The sequence below is a fragment of the Paenibacillus sp. RRE4 genome, from assembly GCF_031844205.1.
Lineage (GTDB): Bacteria > Bacillota > Bacilli > Paenibacillales > Paenibacillaceae > Paenibacillus > Paenibacillus xylanexedens_B.
On sequence record NZ_JAUZUT010000008.1, the window covers coordinates 73538 to 92273 of the forward strand.

14 protein-coding genes and 1 pseudogene are annotated in these 18736 nt (G+C 46.5%); 4 read left to right on the forward strand and 11 right to left on the reverse strand.

Annotation, left to right across the window (positions count from 1 at the left end; all coding sequences use genetic code 11):
• Positions 1-167: 167 nt before the first annotated feature.
• The 3 genes and pseudogenes from Q9R46_RS23965 (at position 168) to ilvD (ending at position 3589) form a co-directional block, all read left to right on the forward strand.
• Positions 168-1208 (forward strand): acyltransferase family protein, encoded by a 1041-nt coding sequence (locus Q9R46_RS23965; protein WP_311282070.1) that lies wholly within the window; start codon positions 168-170, stop codon positions 1206-1208.
• 120 nt (positions 1209-1328) lie between these two features.
• A pseudogene (locus tag Q9R46_RS23970) lies at positions 1329-1577 on the forward strand (KGG domain-containing protein); the annotation flags it as partial.
• 326 nt (positions 1578-1903) lie between these two features.
• The gene (gene ilvD, locus Q9R46_RS23975; protein WP_145332657.1) at positions 1904-3589 is read left to right on the forward strand and encodes a dihydroxy-acid dehydratase; all 1686 of its coding nucleotides are present in this window, start codon (positions 1904-1906) and stop codon (positions 3587-3589) included.
• 206 nt (positions 3590-3795) lie between these two features.
• On the opposite strand, the gene Q9R46_RS23980 is transcribed toward ilvD, so the two are convergent.
• Positions 3796-5217, reverse strand: a complete 1422-nt coding sequence (locus Q9R46_RS23980) for a polysaccharide deacetylase family protein (protein WP_311282071.1) — start codon at positions 5215-5217, stop codon at positions 3796-3798.
• A 172-nt stretch (positions 5218-5389) separates the two neighbouring features.
• Between Q9R46_RS23980 and Q9R46_RS23985 the strand changes: the two genes are divergently transcribed.
• Positions 5390-6538, forward strand: a complete 1149-nt coding sequence (locus Q9R46_RS23985) for an AI-2E family transporter (RefSeq protein ID WP_311282072.1) — start codon at positions 5390-5392, stop codon at positions 6536-6538.
• Between the two features lie 33 nt (positions 6539-6571).
• Here Q9R46_RS23985 and Q9R46_RS23990 read toward each other — a convergent pair whose 3' ends face one another.
• From Q9R46_RS23990 to alaS, 10 genes are all read right to left on the reverse strand, one after another.
• Complete coding sequence (locus Q9R46_RS23990) at positions 6572-8245, reverse strand: peptidoglycan D,D-transpeptidase FtsI family protein (protein ID WP_397386415.1); 1674 nt, start codon at positions 8243-8245, stop codon at positions 6572-6574.
• Positions 8246-8493: 248 nt separating this feature from the next.
• Complete coding sequence (locus Q9R46_RS23995) at positions 8494-10776, reverse strand: methyl-accepting chemotaxis protein (RefSeq protein WP_311282074.1); 2283 nt, start codon at positions 10774-10776, stop codon at positions 8494-8496.
• Positions 10777-11015: 239 nt separating this feature from the next.
• Positions 11016-12344 carry a peptidase U32 family protein gene (locus Q9R46_RS24000; protein ID WP_311282075.1) on the reverse strand — a complete coding sequence of 443 codons (1329 nt, stop codon included), beginning with the start codon at positions 12342-12344 and terminating at the stop codon, positions 11016-11018.
• Positions 12345-12361: 17 nt separating this feature from the next.
• A complete protein-coding gene (locus Q9R46_RS24005; protein ID WP_311282076.1) occupies positions 12362-13291 on the reverse strand; it encodes a peptidase U32 family protein in 930 nt (309 codons plus the stop codon).
• Between the two features lie 14 nt (positions 13292-13305).
• Positions 13306-14346, reverse strand: a complete 1041-nt coding sequence (gene mltG / locus Q9R46_RS24010) for an endolytic transglycosylase MltG (protein WP_311282077.1) — start codon at positions 14344-14346, stop codon at positions 13306-13308.
• A gap of 75 nt (positions 14347-14421) precedes the next feature.
• On the reverse strand, positions 14422-14736 hold the full coding sequence (locus tag Q9R46_RS24015) for a DUF1292 domain-containing protein (protein ID WP_090915530.1): 315 nt from the start codon (positions 14734-14736) through the stop codon (positions 14422-14424).
• A complete protein-coding gene (locus Q9R46_RS24020; protein WP_090915532.1) occupies positions 14737-15036 on the reverse strand; it encodes a DUF1292 domain-containing protein in 300 nt (99 codons plus the stop codon).
• 12 nt (positions 15037-15048) lie between these two features.
• Positions 15049-15465 (reverse strand): Holliday junction resolvase RuvX, encoded by a 417-nt coding sequence (gene ruvX, locus Q9R46_RS24025; protein ID WP_184186045.1) that lies wholly within the window; start codon positions 15463-15465, stop codon positions 15049-15051.
• Between the two features lie 124 nt (positions 15466-15589).
• A complete protein-coding gene (locus Q9R46_RS24030; RefSeq protein WP_090915537.1) occupies positions 15590-15850 on the reverse strand; it encodes an IreB family regulatory phosphoprotein in 261 nt (86 codons plus the stop codon).
• A gap of 129 nt (positions 15851-15979) precedes the next feature.
• Positions 15980-18601 carry an alanine--tRNA ligase gene (alaS, locus tag Q9R46_RS24035; RefSeq protein WP_311282078.1) on the reverse strand — a complete coding sequence of 874 codons (2622 nt, stop codon included), beginning with the start codon at positions 18599-18601 and terminating at the stop codon, positions 15980-15982.
• Between the last annotated feature and the right edge of the window lie 135 nt (positions 18602-18736).

Consider the following 18736-nt stretch of genomic DNA (forward strand, 5'->3'; position numbering starts at 1 on the left):
TGTCAATCCCGAAGCATTCTTTTTGTTGTCACATCTTTGAGAAAAGATAACGTTTACTAATGTGAATTAAATCACAATTATTGGAGTGAATCCATATTAACCTTAGTACAGATGTATATAACGAATGCAGATAAACTTTTCAACGAAGTTTTCGAGGGGGTTACATCATGAAAAAACAGATACTGATTCAACATGATCAGGAATCTTTCTTTTACAATCTTCGCTTTATGTTAATTGTGTGCGTACTTGCGGGAAATGCACTGGAACCACTCATTACCCGCTTTGCTGGAGCAGAGGCATTGTTTCTGTGGATTTATACGTTTCATATGCCACTGTTCGTTTGGGTGACCGGATATTTTGCCAAACCTTCTATCCAGGGTGTCTCGGGGCGCAACGTGCTGAAACAGATTGCACTTCAATATCTTCTGTTCCAAACGTTATATGCATTGATGGATGCGACCGTGTTTCATACACCTCATATGCGCTTATCCTTCTTTGCACCGTACCTGTTGCTATGGTTCCTTGCCAGCCATTTCTGCTGGAGGTTACTTGTCCGGCTCACCATCTCCTGGAAACCTGTATATCGGTTGATTGCTTCAATCGCGCTGGGAGTTATTGCCGGTTACTTGCCTGTCGACGGTTTTTGGCTCAGCTGTAGCCGCACCTTTGTATTTCTGCCATTTTTCGTCATCGGATATGACTATGGTGCAGCCATCCGTGCTCGCCTGCTCCCCGGCTGGGGCCGCAGAGCAGGCGCTATTCTATCAGTTGCTCTGCTGATCTATATTGCATATGGCGGTTTGAACATTCCGCAAGGATGGCTGTTTGGAAGCAAGACTTATGCTGAATTGGGGCATCAGGAGTGGTATGCCGGGATTTTCCGACTTGGCATATATCTGCTGGAGATCATATCCGCCACGCTTTTCCTTGCCTGGGTTCCAAATTTGACCTCCAAACTGACCGACCTAGGTCGTCGTACTTTGTACGTCTTCCTTTTACACGGATTCCTTGTACGGCTTGCGATCTGGTCAGGGATCTACAGTTATATGGGTAGCGCACTCTTCATCCCGGTTATCCTTGGTGTTGCTGTGCTCTTCTCGGTTACTCTGGCCCACCCGCTTGTACGGCATACCTTTAAAGTACTCATTGAGCCGGACATCTCACGGATTTCAATTCATCGACATGGTGTTTTCAAGCGTTCTGCCTGAAGTTTTACTCTTTTCTAATATCCAACCGTTTCCATTTAAGTTGTTTCATACTGGAAAAACTGTGGTAATTCAGCATACACGGTGCAAAAAACAACTTATTATGGTAAGGAGTGATTTGTAATGGCACGAGGGCAGACGTCAGAACGCAAGATGAGCAGGGAAGAAGCCGGACGGTTAGGCGGGAAAGCCACATCGAGAAACCATGACCGGAGCTTCTACCAGACCATTGGTAAAAAAGGTGGTGAAGCGACTTCCGACGCTCATGATGCAGATTTCTACAAGGAAATCGGACGTAAGGGCGGAGAAGCGACTTCTGAAAACCATAGCAAAGAATTTTATCGCGAAATTGGTCGTAAAGGCGGAAGTAGTTAAATTCAGCTTATAAAAGGCGTATACGATTTGAAGTGAACCTGCTTTGATCTCAATTCAGAAGCCAAACTCCATGTCAATGGAATAGTGGCTTCTTTTCTATATGTCTATTGAATGTAGAAATATGACGATGGTTGTGATAGACTCTATAGAAAAACCGGGTGTTCACGGGTTTAAAGCAGCAAAGAAATTCACAAACTACGGGGAGCCAGACACCAGCCCACGGGTTATTTTTTTAGAGTACGGATGAAATTAAACGACAGATGCACTGCCATTTATTTTTCCATTCATGTTGCTCAATATTATAGTTTTGGGGGGAATACACCATGTCAGCCAATAAAATGCGTTCCGATATGATCAAAAAGGGGTTTGACCGCGCACCACACCGGAGTTTGCTCCGTGCAGCGGGCGTAAAAGAAGAGGATTTCGGCAAGCCGTTTATCGCGGTATGTAACTCGTACATCGATATCGTACCTGGTCATGTTCACTTGCAGGAGTTTGGTAAAATTGTTAAAGATGCCATCCGTGAAGCCGGCGGCGTTCCGTTCGAATTCAACACCATCGGGGTTGATGACGGAATTGCGATGGGCCACATCGGTATGCGTTACTCCCTGCCAAGCCGTGACATTATTGCGGATTCCGTAGAAACGGTTGTATCTGCTCACTGGTTCGACGGCATGGTTTGTATCCCGAACTGTGACAAAATTACACCAGGTATGATGATGGGCGCACTCCGCTGCAACATCCCTACCGTGTTCGTAAGCGGTGGACCGATGAAAGCTGGCCGTGACAGCAACGGTAAAGCCCTTTCCCTCACTTCCGTATTCGAAGGCGTAGGTGCATTCCAGGCCGGTAAAATCGACGACAAGAGCTTGCTTGAGCTTGAACAGTTTGGTTGCCCAACTTGCGGATCATGCTCCGGTATGTTCACCGCGAACTCCATGAACTGTCTTGCAGAAGCGATGGGACTGGCTATGCCGGGTAACGGAACCATTCTGGCTGTTGCTCCAGAGCGCCGCGAGTTTGTTAAACAATCGGCGAAACAACTGATGGAACTGATCAAACTGGATCTGAAACCACGCGATATCGTAACTGTAGAAGCCATTGACAATGCGTTTGCTCTCGACATGGCGATGGGCGGTTCCACAAATACGGTACTTCACACACTTGCTCTGGCACACGAAGCTGGCATTGAGTATCCGATCGAGCGTATCAATGAAGTTGCTAACCGCGTTCCGCATCTGGCGAAACTGGCACCAGCTTCTGACCTGCACATCGAGGATGTGCACAATGCAGGTGGTGTAAGTGCGGTTCTGAATGAATTGCTCAAGAAACCGGGCGCAATCCACGCGGACTGTATTACGGTTACAGGTAAAACGATCCGTGAAAACGTGGAAGGCCAGGAGATCAAAGATACAAACGTAATCCACAAGCTGGACAACCCGCACTCCGAAAAAGGCGGACTGGCTGTATTGTTCGGTAACCTCGCACCAGAAGGTGCAATCATTAAAGTGGGCGCTGTAGATGCTTCGGTTGGCGGATACCACAAAGGCCCTGCGATCTGTTTCGACTCCCAGGAAGAAGCACTTGAAGGCATCGCTAACGGGAAAGTTAAAGAAGGACATGTCGTAGTTATTCGTTATGAAGGACCAAAAGGCGGACCAGGTATGCCTGAAATGCTCGCTCCAACTTCCCAGATCGTAGGTATGGGACTTGGTGCCAAAGTCGGTCTGATTACGGATGGACGGTTCTCCGGCGCATCCCGCGGAATCAGTATCGGCCATATCTCTCCGGAAGCAGCGGAAGGCGGTCCGATTGCCTTTGTTGAAGAAGGAGATATCATCGAACTCGATCTCAACAACCGTACGATTGAGTTGCAAATTAGCGATGAGGAATTCGAAGCTCGTCGTGCGAACTGGAAAGGTTTTGAACCAAAAGTCAAAACCGGCTTGCTGGCTCGCTACTCCAAACTTGTAACCAATGCAAGCAACGGTGGCGTACTGAAAATCTAGTTTGCTTGAAGAAGCCACAAATACTGAAACAAGCATATAAAAACCAAAAGGATGGGCTCTGCCACGCTGGCATAGCCCATCCTTTTTTTGAATCAAAAGTGCGTACAAACCGCTCTGCTCAAAAAATTGCGTTATTCAATGAATAATTAAATTCGTGTATAAGTACGTTACACCCTCATCAGAGAATTCAGTCCTCATCAATGAATTCAATTCTGTTCCGTCAAAACCTCATTTTCTATAACAAAGGAATCGTCTTCTGCTTGTTCAGTTACACCTGAAGCGACCGTATGATGTTGCTGTCCATAACGTTTCAATAGTTCCTCGACAGGCATCACAATCATTTTAGGCACCAATTGATCTGTACGCTGTTTCAAGCGCTTTTGCCCTGCCGGATGAATAACGCTAAGCAACAGCCTTAGATATAACCTGGTGGCCAAGCTGAACGGGCCTGGTGCCAGCTCTTGCACAGTGAATCCAAATTTTTCAGGACCACGGTTAATCATGCTCACGCCATAGAGTGCCTTTGCCGAACGTAATTCAGGATCGGCAGCAACAACCTGTGCCAGGTCTGGCAGTTGTTGTTCCATCGCACGAATCATACGAATCGCTAAATGCATCGTTGAACGGGATGTAACACCAAGTTCGAATAATGTTTGATTGTCAAAATGTAGCTCTATAATCGGATCTCCGTTCTGCATCACATAACCATGTTCCATCTCAACTCGCGCACCGTGGTACACACGGGAACGAAAATGGAGCATCGTATTTTTAGGAGAAGCGGCTCGCAGATGGTATGCCCAGTGAAACAGCTTTTCCCATCCTAACCACAAAGCAACCACGGCACGTTTCCAAAGTTTCAGCTTCAAGCGGGGCTCGACTTCTTGCCGTAAAACCATTGATGATGAATCTGTTATTGAGTTACCATTCATCAACGTGTCCACACGTACACTTTCCAAGCCACATCGCTCGGCTTCCTGCAGTACGGCCTCCAGCGCCTCCAGCATCTGCTCTGGCGCGTGTGCATCCGCTCCTAAGGTTGTGCCTCGATCATGGAGCAACATAACCTCTCCGCCCTTTAATTTGTCGAGCATACGTCTTTTCAATTGCTCCGCACCGACGCTACATTTCCAGTCCTCAAACATGGCAGACCACAGAATGATCTTGCGATCTTTTTTGCTGAAAAAATCAAACAGATTCATAATGCCCCAGGGCGGACGATAATAACAGGTTTTCTCACCCGTGATTTCTTGAATAATCTGACCTGTCCGATCGATCTGATCCCGAACCGTTCGTGGACGCATCAACCAGTTTGTTTTGTGAATATAATTATGAATTCCGATTAAATGTCCTTCCTCATGCATACGTCTGATTAACTCCGGATGACTTGCCGCATGTTCTCCCACGACAAAAAAAGTTGCCTTCACATTGTACTTACGTAACAGTTCAAGCAACCGGGGTGTATACAAAGGATCGGGCCCATCGTCAAATGTCAGGGCATAGTGTGTCTCACTTTTCCCCCTCCTGAACACACGAAATCCGAAAAGTCTGCTGATCAGACTCGGAATAAAAGCATAAAAAGAGGACAGATACAATAACCACAGTAAAATACTCTGAAGCATCGTTGTCATGATGTCGATTCCCCACTTCTCCTGCTAATTTACGGCCATACGGCACTTTCTAAAATAAACCGCCTTTAATTTTATCATAGTTAGTTCTTTTATTAAATGCTGTTTCCTCTAATCCCCACTATCATGTACAATGAATACAATCTAATTTCTGCCTGTAAAGGAGTCTATGCCCATGTTGCCGCTTTATAAAAAGTACGGGCGCACCGTGTTTGATATCGCTCTGCTCGTGTTAACCGTGTATGTGATCATGTTTGCTTTTAGTAAATTGTATCATATTGCTGCGCCCGTTTTTCTTTCATTTATTGTCTTTTGGATGATTGAGCCGTTAGCCAAATTCCTTCACCGAAAAGGATTGCCCAAAACAGCTGGAACCGCCATATCTGTATTATTGTTTCTAGGAGTCATTGTGGCTGCCTTTTTCGGTCTAGGCTTTTTTATCATTTCACAAATATCGGATCTTCAGCTCAATTTTCCGGTTTATGTTGAGATGATCCAGCGTGAATTCACGAATCTGGTTATGCTCATCCAGGATAAGTCCAATGCTCTTCCTGACGGAATACTGGATAAAGTAAACGAATATTTTGCCACACTGTCCGGAATTCTATCCCGGTGGGTCACTAGTGGAGCACAGTTCATCATCGGCTTTCTCAGCTCATTCTCCACATTTATTACCAACTTCGGGATCGCGATCATTCTGGCATTTTTTCTCAGTATTGAGATTGAATCCTGGCGTAAGTTTGCTCGTGCCAAAACGCCTAAAACATTAAAAACGGCGAATGAATTTATGCGCACTCACGTGTTCAAAACGATCCGTTCCTATATGAAGGCACAATTGATCATGATGCTTATTACTTTTGTATTGATATATGCGGGGTTGTTGATTCTGGGAACCTCCAATGCCTTTACCATCGCAGCTGTCTGCGCCATCTTTGATCTGGTGCCGTTGCTCGGTGTTCCAGTGATATTTATTCCGTGGATTGTTTATTTGTTTATCGTGGGCAACAGTACACTTGCGATTGGCTTGATTGTGGTTTTGGCTGTGACCATGCTGACGCGGCAACTGTTGGAACCTAAAATTTCAGGAAATTCCATCGGTGTTTCCTCTGCTTATTTGATGCTTTCGTTTATGTTAATTTCCCTGTCGATCTTCGGACTTGCAGGCGTCGTGTTATCTCCTATACTTCTGATTTTGTTAAAGGAACTCCTGCAGCAAGGTTATCTGCAAAAATGGATTCATCTGCCCACTGACGAATTCGAATCGTCACCTTTGGTGGTTGATGCTCCTGTCCCTGATGTTTCAGAGAGAACAGAACATCAGTAGATGGCATGCTCGTAATCCTTCCCCGCTGAAAAATCACGAGCACTCTGCCAGATAGTCCATGACTTTGCGAAATAGAGCCGTAGCCTGATGGGAAGCTTCTGGAGAGACATTCTGTACCAACACAGCAACAGCGTATCTCGGCTTCTCTACGGGCCCATATCCTATGAACCATTGGTTGTTTCTCGCTTTTCCTTGTTGTTGTACCTGAGCTGTCCCTGACTTCCCTGCGACGTGCCATCTCGCGTGTTGCAGGGATTTTCCTGTTCCCTCCCGTACCACGGTATTCATCCACCTTAACAGCAGATGAGCTGTGGCCGGAGAAATCTGTCCTTCTGCTGAAGGAGATGCATGTAAAGGCATGTCCAGCATCGTACCTCCATCCGCGTACCTGATTCGTTGTACCAGCCGAGGGGCGTTTACTTTTCCATCATGCAATAATGTCACGATCAGGTTTGCTGCTTGTAGCGGAGTGACCAGAACATCCCGCTGTCCAATGGCTGTTTGAATTTTGGCTCCTTCGTCTGCAGACTCTACAGCATTGGTTCGAATGCGTCCAGATTCTTCATGGTCAAAATGTTTTAATACCGGCATCCCGCCGATATGTTGTGCTTGCCAGCCGACAGAACGTGCAAGCCCCAGGCGATCAGCAGTTTGTTCCAATTGCTCCATGTGCAGTCTACGTGCAGTTTCAGCGAACACAATGTTACATGACTCCGCGAATCCCTTTTCTAAATTCAATTCTCCATGCCCATGCTCCTTCCAGCAGGAAAGACCATATTTTCCATAAGCTCCTTCGCAGTGGAACTTCTCATCACGAGAAACAACCTGATTTTCCAGGGCTGCTGCAGCCGTTACGATCTTGAAAATAGAGCCGGGTACAGCCGCCTGTATCGCTCGATTCCCCCAGGAGGATTGCAGTGGATCGACATGTTGCGGTTGGTAAAAGGGTACGGATACCATTGCGCGTACATCTGCATTTGCAGTATCAAGAACCACTATGGCTCCTTCCTTCAGCCCGGCTGCTTCTGATAATTCTTCGATGCCTTGCTGTATACGTGCATCAATCGTGGTTTCCACCACTAATGGATAGTGCGAATTCCTAGGAGCAATTACGCGCGGCTCCACCTCTGGAATGACCTGCCCATTGCCTGATACCATACGAGTTATTAACGTTGGGCCTATACCTCTTAGCAACGGCTCCAGCGTTCTTTCCAGTCCAGATGCTCCCGATTTCATGGCAAAAGGCTGTTTTACTTCATCTTGATGTCTGCTAAGCTTCCCATCATCTTTGGGAGATTCATTGAGATAACCCAGCCACTGGCTTCCACTAGCCTCTGGGAAATACCTCCTCATAACAGGGTACACATCAGCTCCTTGGAGGTGCAGGTTCCGTACATTTACAACTTGGGCATCCGTTAATAAAATAGGCTCTGAACCGCCTCCGGTCCAAAGATGTGGCGTTCCCTCCTTATGCCATTCCCTTTTTAACTGGTTCACATCTGTATGAAGGAAGGAGGACAGTTGTTTGAGCTTGAGATCATGCTCACTTTTCCCACTGGATGAATAAAGCACAAGCCCCCATTGCAGCTTCCCTGTCAATGGACGGCCATGGACATCCGTAAACTGTCCACGTCCGGAATCCAGCATCACACCACGTTCACGTTGCAGCACTGACATCTCACGCACGGTTCGCTGAAACCCGGGCATGATTCGGTTCACTTGAACCATTTGAACCCAGCCTAGCCTCAGCACCAATACTGCGAAGAGAAGAGTAAGTCCGGCGCTAATTATGGCTATACGACGTTTCCACACAAGTTGCAACTGCACACCTGTTCCACCCTTACCGTTTTCGTGTATTATGCGTTGTCCTGTCTGGAATTATCCGGAAAACCAAAGAAAACCTGCCTCGATGAAGAGGCAGGTTCGTTTGTAATTTGCAGCTTGTTGTCTGCTGGTTACACAGTAAAACGTGAGAGCGTTTCTTTCAATTCCGTCGATACATTCTCCAGCTTGCCAGAAAGGCTGACGAGTTGATTGCTGATGTTTTGCTGTTCACTGCTCAAGGAAGCCACTTCCTCTGAAGTTGCCGAGGATTCTTCAGCAACAGCGCTGACATTGCTCATCGCTTCAGACAACGTTGCTTGAGATTTGCTCAATTCTCCAATGGAGCCTGTGACCATACCCAGACGTTGCACGAAAGCACCCATCTGTTCCTGTACAGAAGCAAAGATCACATTGGTATCTTTGACAGCATCCATCTGTTCCTTAAACAAAGGATATGCATCGGACAGAGCTTTTACCGTTTCGTTCATCTCTGACATGATTTTGTCGGTAATTTCCCCAACCATATCAATGGACTGTCTGGATTGGGCAGCGAGTTGACGCACTTCATCCGCTACGACCATAAAACCACGGCCAGCTGCACCAGCCCGCGCTGCTTCAATCGTTGCATTCAGAGACAAAATGTTGGTCTGCTTCGTAATATTTTGCATAACATCCAGTACTTTCAATACAGAGGATGTGCTCTCTTTTAACGAATCAACTTTGTTAACCAACGCTCCAATCATTTCTTCGGTCTTCTGCGTTTTGGTCATCAACTGATTCAGATGCTGAGTTCCCGTTTGACTGGATTTCTCCACATGACGGGCAGAACTGCCCATCTCTTCATTGGCTGCAATCACACTTTCCATCTGACGAGAGATATTATCCGTCAACTCATTGCCTCGTTCCGCTTCCGTTGCCAGACTGCCTGCACCACCAGCAATTTCTTCGGTAGCTACAGCAATTTCGGAAGCAGATACAGCTGTTTTCTTCGAAGCATTGCTCAGTTCTGAAGCTGTATCCAATACTTCCTGTGCAGAACGATTAGTCTGCTCGACTAGCTTCGTAATTTGTTCCATCATCGTATTAAATGCAGCGGATAGCTGTCCAATCTCATCTTGGGAACTATACGGAGTGCGCACTTTCAGATTTCCTTTTGCGCCCTCTTGCATCAGATCTTTCAATCCGCTGAGCGGACGAGCAATCATACGAACCATCCAGACGCCGATGACCACAGCAAGAGCTGCAAATGCAAGTGCCATCCACAAGGTCATTGTCAAGATGCCTTTGGCATCCTTAACCAGCATTGAAGTGGGAACCATACCCACCATCTTCCACGCAGATGAATCCAGCGTACTGTATACAGCCAGCATATTCGTCGATTTGCCATCGATATCATATTCGGTATTTGTACTTCCTGCAGGCTCTTTCAAATCTTTCACAAAGGCAAGTTCCGTTTCTTTTCCTGCACGTCCTGCCATAGACGAAGCAACGACTTTGTTATCCGGAGCAATCAATTGAATGACCGAGCCTGCCCCCAGATCCAGTGATTTCAGTTGCTCCTCCAGCACTTCCAGTTTCAACTCAATAATCAGTACATAAGACTGTGTTGTACCTTGCAGGTTCTTCATCGAACGTGCAATTCGGAAAGTCTGTGTTGTGCCATCGGTCTTCTCTTGTGTCGGGAGCCAGCGGTACCCACCCTGTGCTACGAGGTCCGTATACCATGATTCCTGACGCACGCTTCCCATCGTTGAACTGCTGTTCCCTGTGCCCATAACCGATTTAGATTCATCTGTCGGCACCAAATAAATCGCTTCCATGGATTTGTTTGTAAAAGCTACATTCGATAACTGTTTATTAATTGAACTCGAATTGACGAACGTATCATATGCCGTCAGATTCGGATCTGACATTTTCTGAAGCAAAGACTGCATCTCTGGATCAAAGAAGATCTGTGTAGACGTATCCACAAAACGCTCCAAAATAATATCCAGCTTCTGTTTGGTTTGGTCAATTGTTTCCTGATTAGCTCTCGATGCATTAGCCTCGATCGTATTTTTAGCCTTTGCATAGGATAATAGACCCAAACTAATAACAACAATCATAATAGCTGCAAAAAAGATTAAAAATAGTTTAACCCCTACAGATTTGACCGGATTCACTTTTCTAATCTGTTTGAATGAATTGCCTCCAAGCCCTTTCCAATCACGATTCTTCAGTTGTTTCTTCAACCAATCCACTTTGATCCAATCAAACCTGATCTTACTTCGATCAAATTTGAAAGGCTTTTTATGTATCCCTTCTTTTTTGATTTTGACCGGTTTAACTTTCTTTACATTCTGTGTCTTATCAGGCTTAGCCTGCTCGGGTTGTGTGCTGTGTTCCCCACTGTCTTTATCCTTCTTTTGTACCATCCCAATCACCTGCCAGTAATTTTCTTGTTAGATTTTTCAATCTCTCCCCTATAAATATGTAGTATTCGACATCTTTCCTGCTTTCCCTCCAATTCCTCAGAAATATATTACAACTTTTTTCCTATTTTTCTATAAAAAAAAGACCCCCATATACCGATATACGGAGGTCTATTTCTGTACTTTATAACACAAATTTGTGATTTGTTAACATTATTTTGTTACAAACTAGGAATATAAGCCTACTTCTTTTTCCGCATCATGTCAAAATAAGAAACTGGCTGATCTACTTTCATTTTCACCAGTTGCAACGGATGTCTGGCAGCATCGAGAACATTGCCTTGTTCATCCTGAATTTCTCCTACCACTTGTTTGAAAAAAGTACCATTGGGACCGAAGAACTCAATTTCATTTCCCGGCTTAAAGTGATTCCGTTGCTGAATGGTCGCCATGCCTGTTTCTTCATCATAACCCATAACCAGACCAGCAAAGTCGTAAGGCACTGCTTTCTCTTCCGGCTCATAGATATGATCTTCATGATCAGGGGTGTCGTAGAAGAAACCGGTATTCAGCGGACGATTCGCCGCTTTATTCATTTCTTCCACCCACTCCGGTTTCAACACATAATTTTCTGGATCAGCCATGTAAGCATCAATGGCCTGACGATATACGTTAACAACAGTCGCAACGTAGTGAATCGACTTCATCCGTCCTTCAATTTTGAAGCTGTCCACACCCACATCAATCAATTCCGGGATATGACCGATCATGCACAAATCTTTCGAACCCATGGAGAAGGAATTATCCTGTTCCTGGAAAAGCGGCAACTGATTATCTCCCAGTTTAAACGGTGCAGGAGCCTTCATCTGCATTTCCTCTTCGCTTACCCAGACCGTATCTTCTCTCGCATCCTCGAACAGATCATATTTCCAGCGGCAAGACTGACAGCAGCCTCCGCGGTTGGAGTCCCGGTCTGTAAAGTGGTTAGACAATACACAACGGCCCGAATAGGAAGAACACATTGCTCCGTGAATGAAAGCCTCAATCTCGATATCGACATTTGCCTTGATCTCTTCAATCTCTTCAAAGCTTGTCTCACGGCCAAGCACAATCCGCGGCAGCCCTTCGTCCTTCCAGAACTTCACGGCTTGCCAGTTCAATGTGGACTGCTGTGTGCTAAGGTGCACCTCCAGACCCGGTACCGCTCGCAAAGCCACTTCAATAATGGCCGGATCGGCAACAATAACTGCCGAAATGCCTGCATCATACAGGTTCTGCAAGTATGCTTCAATGCCTGCTACATCTTCGTTATGGGCGTAGATATTGGTTGCTACGAATACTTTAGCTCCATACTTTTTCGCGAATTCCACACCTTCACGCATTTCTTCAAAACTGAAGTTATCCGCGTTCGAACGTAGCCCATAAGCCTGTCCACCGATATATACGGCGTCAGCCCCATAGTGAATCGCAAATTTTAATTTTTCCAGATTTCCCGCCGGAGCTAAGAGCTCCGGTTTATCCAGACGGTTACGTTTACCGGAAAACTTCCGCTTGACCGCCACTGTTTCCATCTTGTTCACCTCGTCTATTAATACACTTGTTCTTTATAGAAAAATCCAAATGACAATTCCCGCTCAGGGTCCTGCAGCTCGCGAACCTCACGTAACCATTCTTCGTCGTATGCATACGCCTCCGCGTCTGCTTCATACAGATCTATCGCCTTACGATAAGCACGAACAACTGCTTCGTTGTAAGCAAGAGACTTCAGTATCCCCTCTACCTTGAAGCTGTGCACACCTGCTTCCATCATCAGATGAAGATCTTCCAGAATGCAGATGTCCTCTGAACTCATAATATGCGTTCCATTGATGTCCTCATAAATCGGAAACTTCTCATCCCGTCGCTCGGCTTCAATCAGGAACAATCCGCGTTCCTTGCCGAGATGCCCCTCCACTGGACGTCCTTGATGAGCCATGTAACTCTGAACCAGGCTTCGCTTGGAGTGATAAATATTGGTCATGCCATGAACCTGCACCTGTGCCTCCACTTTTAAAAATGGAACCATCTCCGTGATTTCGTCCATGTTCAACTCACGGGCAAGGACAACGCGACTCGCACCTTTGGTTCCCCAATAATTGGCCGTTGCGTAGTTTGTCGACGTCATCTCTGCGTTCCAATGCAAATGAATATGCGGTGCATGTTCTTTGATCGCAGCCAGTACAGATGGATCATTGAACTCGACCGCATGCACGCCAATTCGGCCCAACGCTTGCACATAGTCGGGCAATTCTTTTAATAATTCATTCGACATCAAGTTGTTCATAGAAACAATAACCCGAGCTTCGTGTTTGGTAGCCGTAGCCACCACTTCTGCAGTCTCTTCCAGGCTAAAACTGCCTGGCAGACGCATGCCAAAGCGATCATCTCCAATCAACAAAGCGTCCGCTCCGGCTTGAAGCAATGCTTCTGCTTCTGTTACATTTGCTGCTGTCACGAGCAGTTCATGTTTTGTACTCATCTAATCCCCTCCGCTTATTGCGCAGCCTTACTTTTGGCTATATTTAGCTGATGTTCCTTGTATGTCTTGGCAAACAGATGCCCTGAAGTTCCATCCTTTTTCGTCACATAAAACAGATACTCCGAAGCTTCCGGATTCAACGCTGCCTTAATCGACGCAAGACTCGGACTAGCAATCGGGCCTGGTGGCAAACCTTTGTTCAAATACGTATTATACGGGCTTTGTACCTTTAAATCCTTGAACAATAACCTTGCCTTCGGTTTATCAAGCAAATACTGTACCGTTGCATCAATCTCCAGCTTCATATCGTCTTTGATCCGATTATAGATTACACCCGCCACCAATGCACGTTCCTGATCTACGACAACTTCCCGTTCCACCAGCGATGCAATCGTCAGAAGTTCATGCAACGAAAGTTTCTTTTCATCAAGCTTCGCTTGCAAATCTGGAATAGAATTCACTTTCGTCTGAAACTCTTCCAGCATTCGTTGCATCACATCATGAGTACTGCTGCCTTTTTTCATTTCGTAGGTTTCCGGGAAGAGATAACCTTCCAGCACATATCTCAATTCTTCATCCACCGGGATACTTTTGATGATATCCACATTGAAGGCTGAAGGATCATTCGCCAGCTTAAGGAACTCCTTCTTATCCACAATGCCCTCAGCCGAAAGCTTGTCCGCCATCTGCAATACGGTGTAGCCTTCCGGGATCGTAAACTTCACCATCTCCTCAGGGACAACCTCGCCGCTGCTCAGTTTGTGAATGATCTCATCGTAAGTTACACCCGGATTCATGGCATATTTTCCCGCCATAAAATTACTCCCCAGTTTCTTCCACTTCAGATAACCTTTGAAGACCAGACTGTTTCGAATAAGTCCTTCCTGCTGCAACTGATCCGCAATTGCGGATATGCCCGAACCGCTCTTGATTTCAAATACAACTGGTTCGGAAGAAGCTTCCACTGGACGCATCATGTTCCATACATAACCGCCAGCTCCTCCTGCCAGAATGAGCAGTACGAGTAGCAAGATGCCTATGACTTTGCCTTTCAACAGAGATACAACTCCTTTACACAACCAAAAAGAGCGGACTTCTCCGCCCTTCCGGTTTTTTCAATTTGAAGCTGGTTAATCCTCGTCAATCGGGAGTGTACATTCATCATAAAGCTCTGAAATACTCTCCCACTCATCGTCATCATCAATCGTAACTAACTCCGGCATGATCTGGTCTTCGCTACCAGGTACAACCCTTAGCAGTTCAACCTCGTCATACGGACGCAATGAACTGCGGAGCACCGCGTACTGCTGCCCATGTACCTCAAATTCAGCGAGCAGTTCATACGGATGTGATTTACCGTTCTCTTCCTCGAGCTCCACATGAGCACCGAATGCCAGACGCAGCGAATCTGTCCATTTCAGGTCCTTGCGATTATATTCCGTCATTTAGTTCGCTTCCTCTTCATCTTCAGCAAGAAATGTATTAAAGGTCTCCTCGACGATATCCCACTCGGCATCATCTTGGATCACAAAAAGTTTGATATCATCGCCATCTTCTTCATAACGGAATGCATACACATCCGTCTCGCCATCTTCAGGTTCAACCGGAGCAACCATCATATACTTGGCCTCCGAACCGTCCACTTCGAATTTCATGATGACTTCGAATTCCTCTTCGTTACCCTCATCATCTGCAATGTAAATGATCTCAGCTTCTTCTTCCATACCCAGTTGATCTTCAGCCATTGTTGATCCCCCTCACCTTGTACTATTGGCATCCAAATAATTTTGCAAAATCAGGCTAGCGGCCATTTTGTCCACGACCTGTTTGCGTTTTTTGCGACTGACATCCGCTTCGATCAGCGTACGTTCTGCTGCCATCGTTGTCAGCCGTTCATCCCAAAGGTGAACAGGTAAATTCAGTTCGCCCCGCAGGCGTTCAGCAAACGCAATGCATAGTTCACCACGTGGTCCTACGGTGCCGTTCATGTTTTTGGGGAGCCCAACCACAATTTCGCTGATCTCATGCTCACGCACTAATTCAGCAATTCGTGTGAACTCGCCTTCATCCCGGCGGCGTTCAAGCACTTCCAATCCCTGGGCAGTCCAACCGAAGGCGTCACTGACAGCAACTCCGATTCTGCGGTCCCCATAGTCCAAACCTAATTTTTTCATCATGCTCTCCCATCCTGAGTCTGTTCAGAACGATATACAATCGTCAGCTTAGACTTCAGTCTGTCTTCTGTCGGTTCATTATCCGTTTGCCTGCACGGCTGCAGACAAACGGAAGTGGCGTATATTACCGGTGATTGGCCAGATAAGATCGAACAAGCTCTTCAATCAGCTCGTCGCGCTCCTTTTTCCGGACCAGACTGCGTGCGTTGTTGTGACGCGGAATATACGCGGGGTCGCCGGATATCAGATATCCAACGATCTGGTTAATGGGATTATACTCTTTATCGACCAGCGCGTCATATACCGTGAGAAGAATCTCTTGCGAAGATGCCTCCTGTTCGTCACCTTTCACATTAAATTTAACCGTCTTATCCATGGAGTCCATTGATGACACCTCGCTCCTGCATGAACATGGGGACCATGTCCTGCCGAATTGATTTCTGTTTATATAATAACATATTCTGACTGCCACAAGTACACAAAGGATAAGGCAATTGTGTTTTTTGCTTGTCCTTTACTGGCTGACGATGGAAATCGCCAGTTTCAATGCTTCATCCAGCTTACTTGCGTCCTTGCCTCCGGCCTGAGCCATATCCGGACGTCCGCCGCCGCCGCCGCCGCATACTGCAGCAACTTCCTTCACAATCTTACCGGCATGCAGACCTTGTTTCACCTGCTCGGCAGGTACTGCGACTACAAAATTCACTTTGCCATCCGCCGGCGCACCGAGTACGAGAACGGCATCTGGCAGTTTTACTTTCAGCTCATCCGCAACGGTACGAAGTGCATCCATATTCGGTGCATCTACACGAGCGGCCAGCAATTGGGTATTACCTGCTTCTACCACTTGATCCGTCAACTGACCTGCTTCCATCGCACTGAGTTTGCTTTGCAGCGATTCAGTCTCTCTCGCAGCTTCTTTCAGTTGCTGATTCAGACCTTCGATACGCTTCGGAACATCCGCTACATTCGCTTTAAGAAGGTTTGCGGACTGTTTGAGCAGTTCCAACTGGCTTTCCACATACAAATATGCACCGCGGCCTGTCACAGCTTCAATCCGGCGTACACCGGAGCCGATTCCACTTTCGCTGACCAGTTTGAAAATTCCAATCTCTGAAGTATTATTTACGTGACAGCCGCCACAAAGTTCCAAACTGTAATCTCCAATTTGCACGACGCGCACAATATCTCCATATTTTTCGCCGAAAAGAGCCATAGCTCCCATTTCCTTCGCTTCATCGATGCCTTTCAGCTCAATGTTTACGTTCAGACGATTCCAGATCTGCTCATTCACTTGACGTTCAATTTCAGTCAACTCTTCCGGAGTAATACTGCCGAAGTGAGAGAAGTCAAAACGTAGACGCTGTGGTTCCACCAGGGAACCAGCCTGATTAACATGCGTACCGAGCACATCTTTCAATGCTTTGTGGAGCAAGTGTGTTGCTGTATGGTTTTTAATGATATCGCCGCGTTTGGTTGCGTCCACTTCTGCTTGAATGACATCGCCCACACGAAGCTCACCGGACTTAATCGTCACCACATGCACGTGCTGTCCTTGCGGAGCCTTAAACAGACCTTGAACAGTTGCTACAGCACTTGCACTACGAAGCACGCCTTGGTCACTGACTTGACCGCCACTTTCTGCATAAAATGGCGTTTGATCCAGAATAACCTGAGCAGTCTGTCCTTCTCCTACAGAGTCTGCAAGAGCATCTCCGGTAACAATGGCTACCACTTTTGCTTCCGTCAAAAGGTCAGTATATCCAACAAACTCGCTTTTAACCTCCAGGTCAGCCAGCGGTCCACCTTGAATCTTCATGCTTTCGTTCTCTTGACGCCCTGCACGCGCACGATCACGTTGCTCTTGCATGGATGCATCGAAGCCATCACGATCTACGGTCAGACCATGTTCCGACGCATAATCCTCAGTCAGGTCAAACGGGAATCCGTACGTATCGTATAGTTTGAATGCTTCTGGTCCGCTAATCACTGTACGTCCTTCGGATTTGGCTGCAGCACTGATATCTGCCAGAATGGAAAGTCCGTCTGACAACGTTTCGTGGAAACGTTCTTCCTCGGTTTTGATCACTTTGGCAATAAATTCTTGCTTCTCTACCACTTCAGGATAGTACATGCCCATCACTTCACCAACAGTCGTTGTCAGCTCATACAGGAACGGACGATCCAGGCCCAATACTTTACCGTAACGAACGGCACGGCGCAACAAACGGCGAATGACATATCCGCGGCCTTCATTGCTTGGCAGTACGCCATCACCTACAGCAAATGCCACGGTACGGATATGATCGGCAATGACTTTGAGCGCAACATCAATCTCAACGCTGTCATTATATTTAACGCCTGCCAGTGCAGCCGTTTTCTGAATCATCGGTTGGAACAGATCCGTGTCAAAGTTGGAATCTACATTTTGCAGAATGGATGCAAAACGCTCCAGCCCCGCACCTGTATCAATGTTTTTGTTCGGAAGAGGCGTGTAGCTACCGTCTTTGTTATGGTTGAATTGCGAGAATACAAGGTTCCACACTTCCAGATAACGCTCGTTCTCTCCACCTGGATACATTTCAGGATCGTTCATATCGTTACCGTAAGCTTCCCCACGGTCATAGAAGATTTCAGTACAAGGTCCACATGGGCCTTCGCCGATATCCCAGAAATTTTCGTCTAACTTGATGATGCGTTCAGCCGGCAGTCCGATTTTTTCATTCCATAGCTTGAAGGCTTCTTCATCTTCCGGGTATACGGTAACGGACAGGCGATCCGGATCAAATCCGATCCACTCTTTGCTCGTTAGAAATTCCCAAGCCCAAGTCACCGTTTCTTCCTTGAAGTAATCACCGATGGAGAAGTTACCAAGCATTTCAAAGAACGTATGGTGACGGCGCGTTTTGCCGACATTCTCGATATCGTTGGTACGGATACATTTTTGCGAGTTTGCCAGACGTGGGTTCTCCGGCTTCTCCCGTCCGTCAAAGTAAGGTTTCAGCGGTGCCATACCTGCGTTAATCCACAACAGGGAAGGATCATTGTGTGGTACAAGCGACGCGCTTGGTTCAATTTTGTGGCCTTTACTTGCAAAAAACTGGATCCATTTGGATCGGATTTCACTAGCTTTCATACTGGTTGCCCCCATCAAATTATAAGTTCCGCAGCGAGATCGCCCCGGTTGGTTAACAGATTGTTTTGTACATTTTTTTGGTAACGCATGTGTAAAAATAAACACAAAAAACGCCCCTGAATGATCAGGGACGAT

Bases quoted from the DNA above. Each gene is read 5' to 3' on its own strand.
- Q9R46_RS24000 (WP_311282075.1), bottom strand. From the start codon at position 12,344: ATGGAAACAGTGGCGGTCAAGCGGAAGTTTTCCGGTAAACGTAACCGT.
- Q9R46_RS23990 (WP_397386415.1), bottom strand. From the start codon at position 8,245: ATGCCCGGGTTTCAGCGAACCGTGCGTGAGATGTCAGTGCTGCAACGT.
- Q9R46_RS24005 (WP_311282076.1), bottom strand. From the start codon at position 13,291: ATGAGTACAAAACATGAACTGCTCGTGACAGCAGCAAATGTAACAGAA.
- ruvX (WP_184186045.1), bottom strand. From the start codon at position 15,465: ATGAAAAAATTAGGTTTGGACTATGGGGACCGCAGAATCGGAGTTGCT.
- ilvD (WP_145332657.1), top strand. From the start codon at position 1,904: ATGTCAGCCAATAAAATGCGTTCCGATATGATCAAAAAGGGGTTTGAC.
- Q9R46_RS23995 (WP_311282074.1), bottom strand. From the start codon at position 10,776: ATGGTACAAAAGAAGGATAAAGACAGTGGGGAACACAGCACACAACCC.
- Q9R46_RS23965 (WP_311282070.1), top strand. From the start codon at position 168: ATGAAAAAACAGATACTGATTCAACATGATCAGGAATCTTTCTTTTAC.
- Q9R46_RS23980 (WP_311282071.1), bottom strand. From the start codon at position 5,217: ATGACAACGATGCTTCAGAGTATTTTACTGTGGTTATTGTATCTGTCC.
- Q9R46_RS24030 (WP_090915537.1), bottom strand. From the start codon at position 15,850: ATGGACTCCATGGATAAGACGGTTAAATTTAATGTGAAAGGTGACGAA.
- alaS (WP_311282078.1), bottom strand. From the start codon at position 18,601: ATGAAAGCTAGTGAAATCCGATCCAAATGGATCCAGTTTTTTGCAAGT.
- Q9R46_RS23985 (WP_311282072.1), top strand. From the start codon at position 5,390: ATGTTGCCGCTTTATAAAAAGTACGGGCGCACCGTGTTTGATATCGCT.
- Q9R46_RS24020 (WP_090915532.1), bottom strand. From the start codon at position 15,036: ATGGCTGAAGATCAACTGGGTATGGAAGAAGAAGCTGAGATCATTTAC.
- Q9R46_RS24015 (WP_090915530.1), bottom strand. From the start codon at position 14,736: ATGACGGAATATAATCGCAAGGACCTGAAATGGACAGATTCGCTGCGT.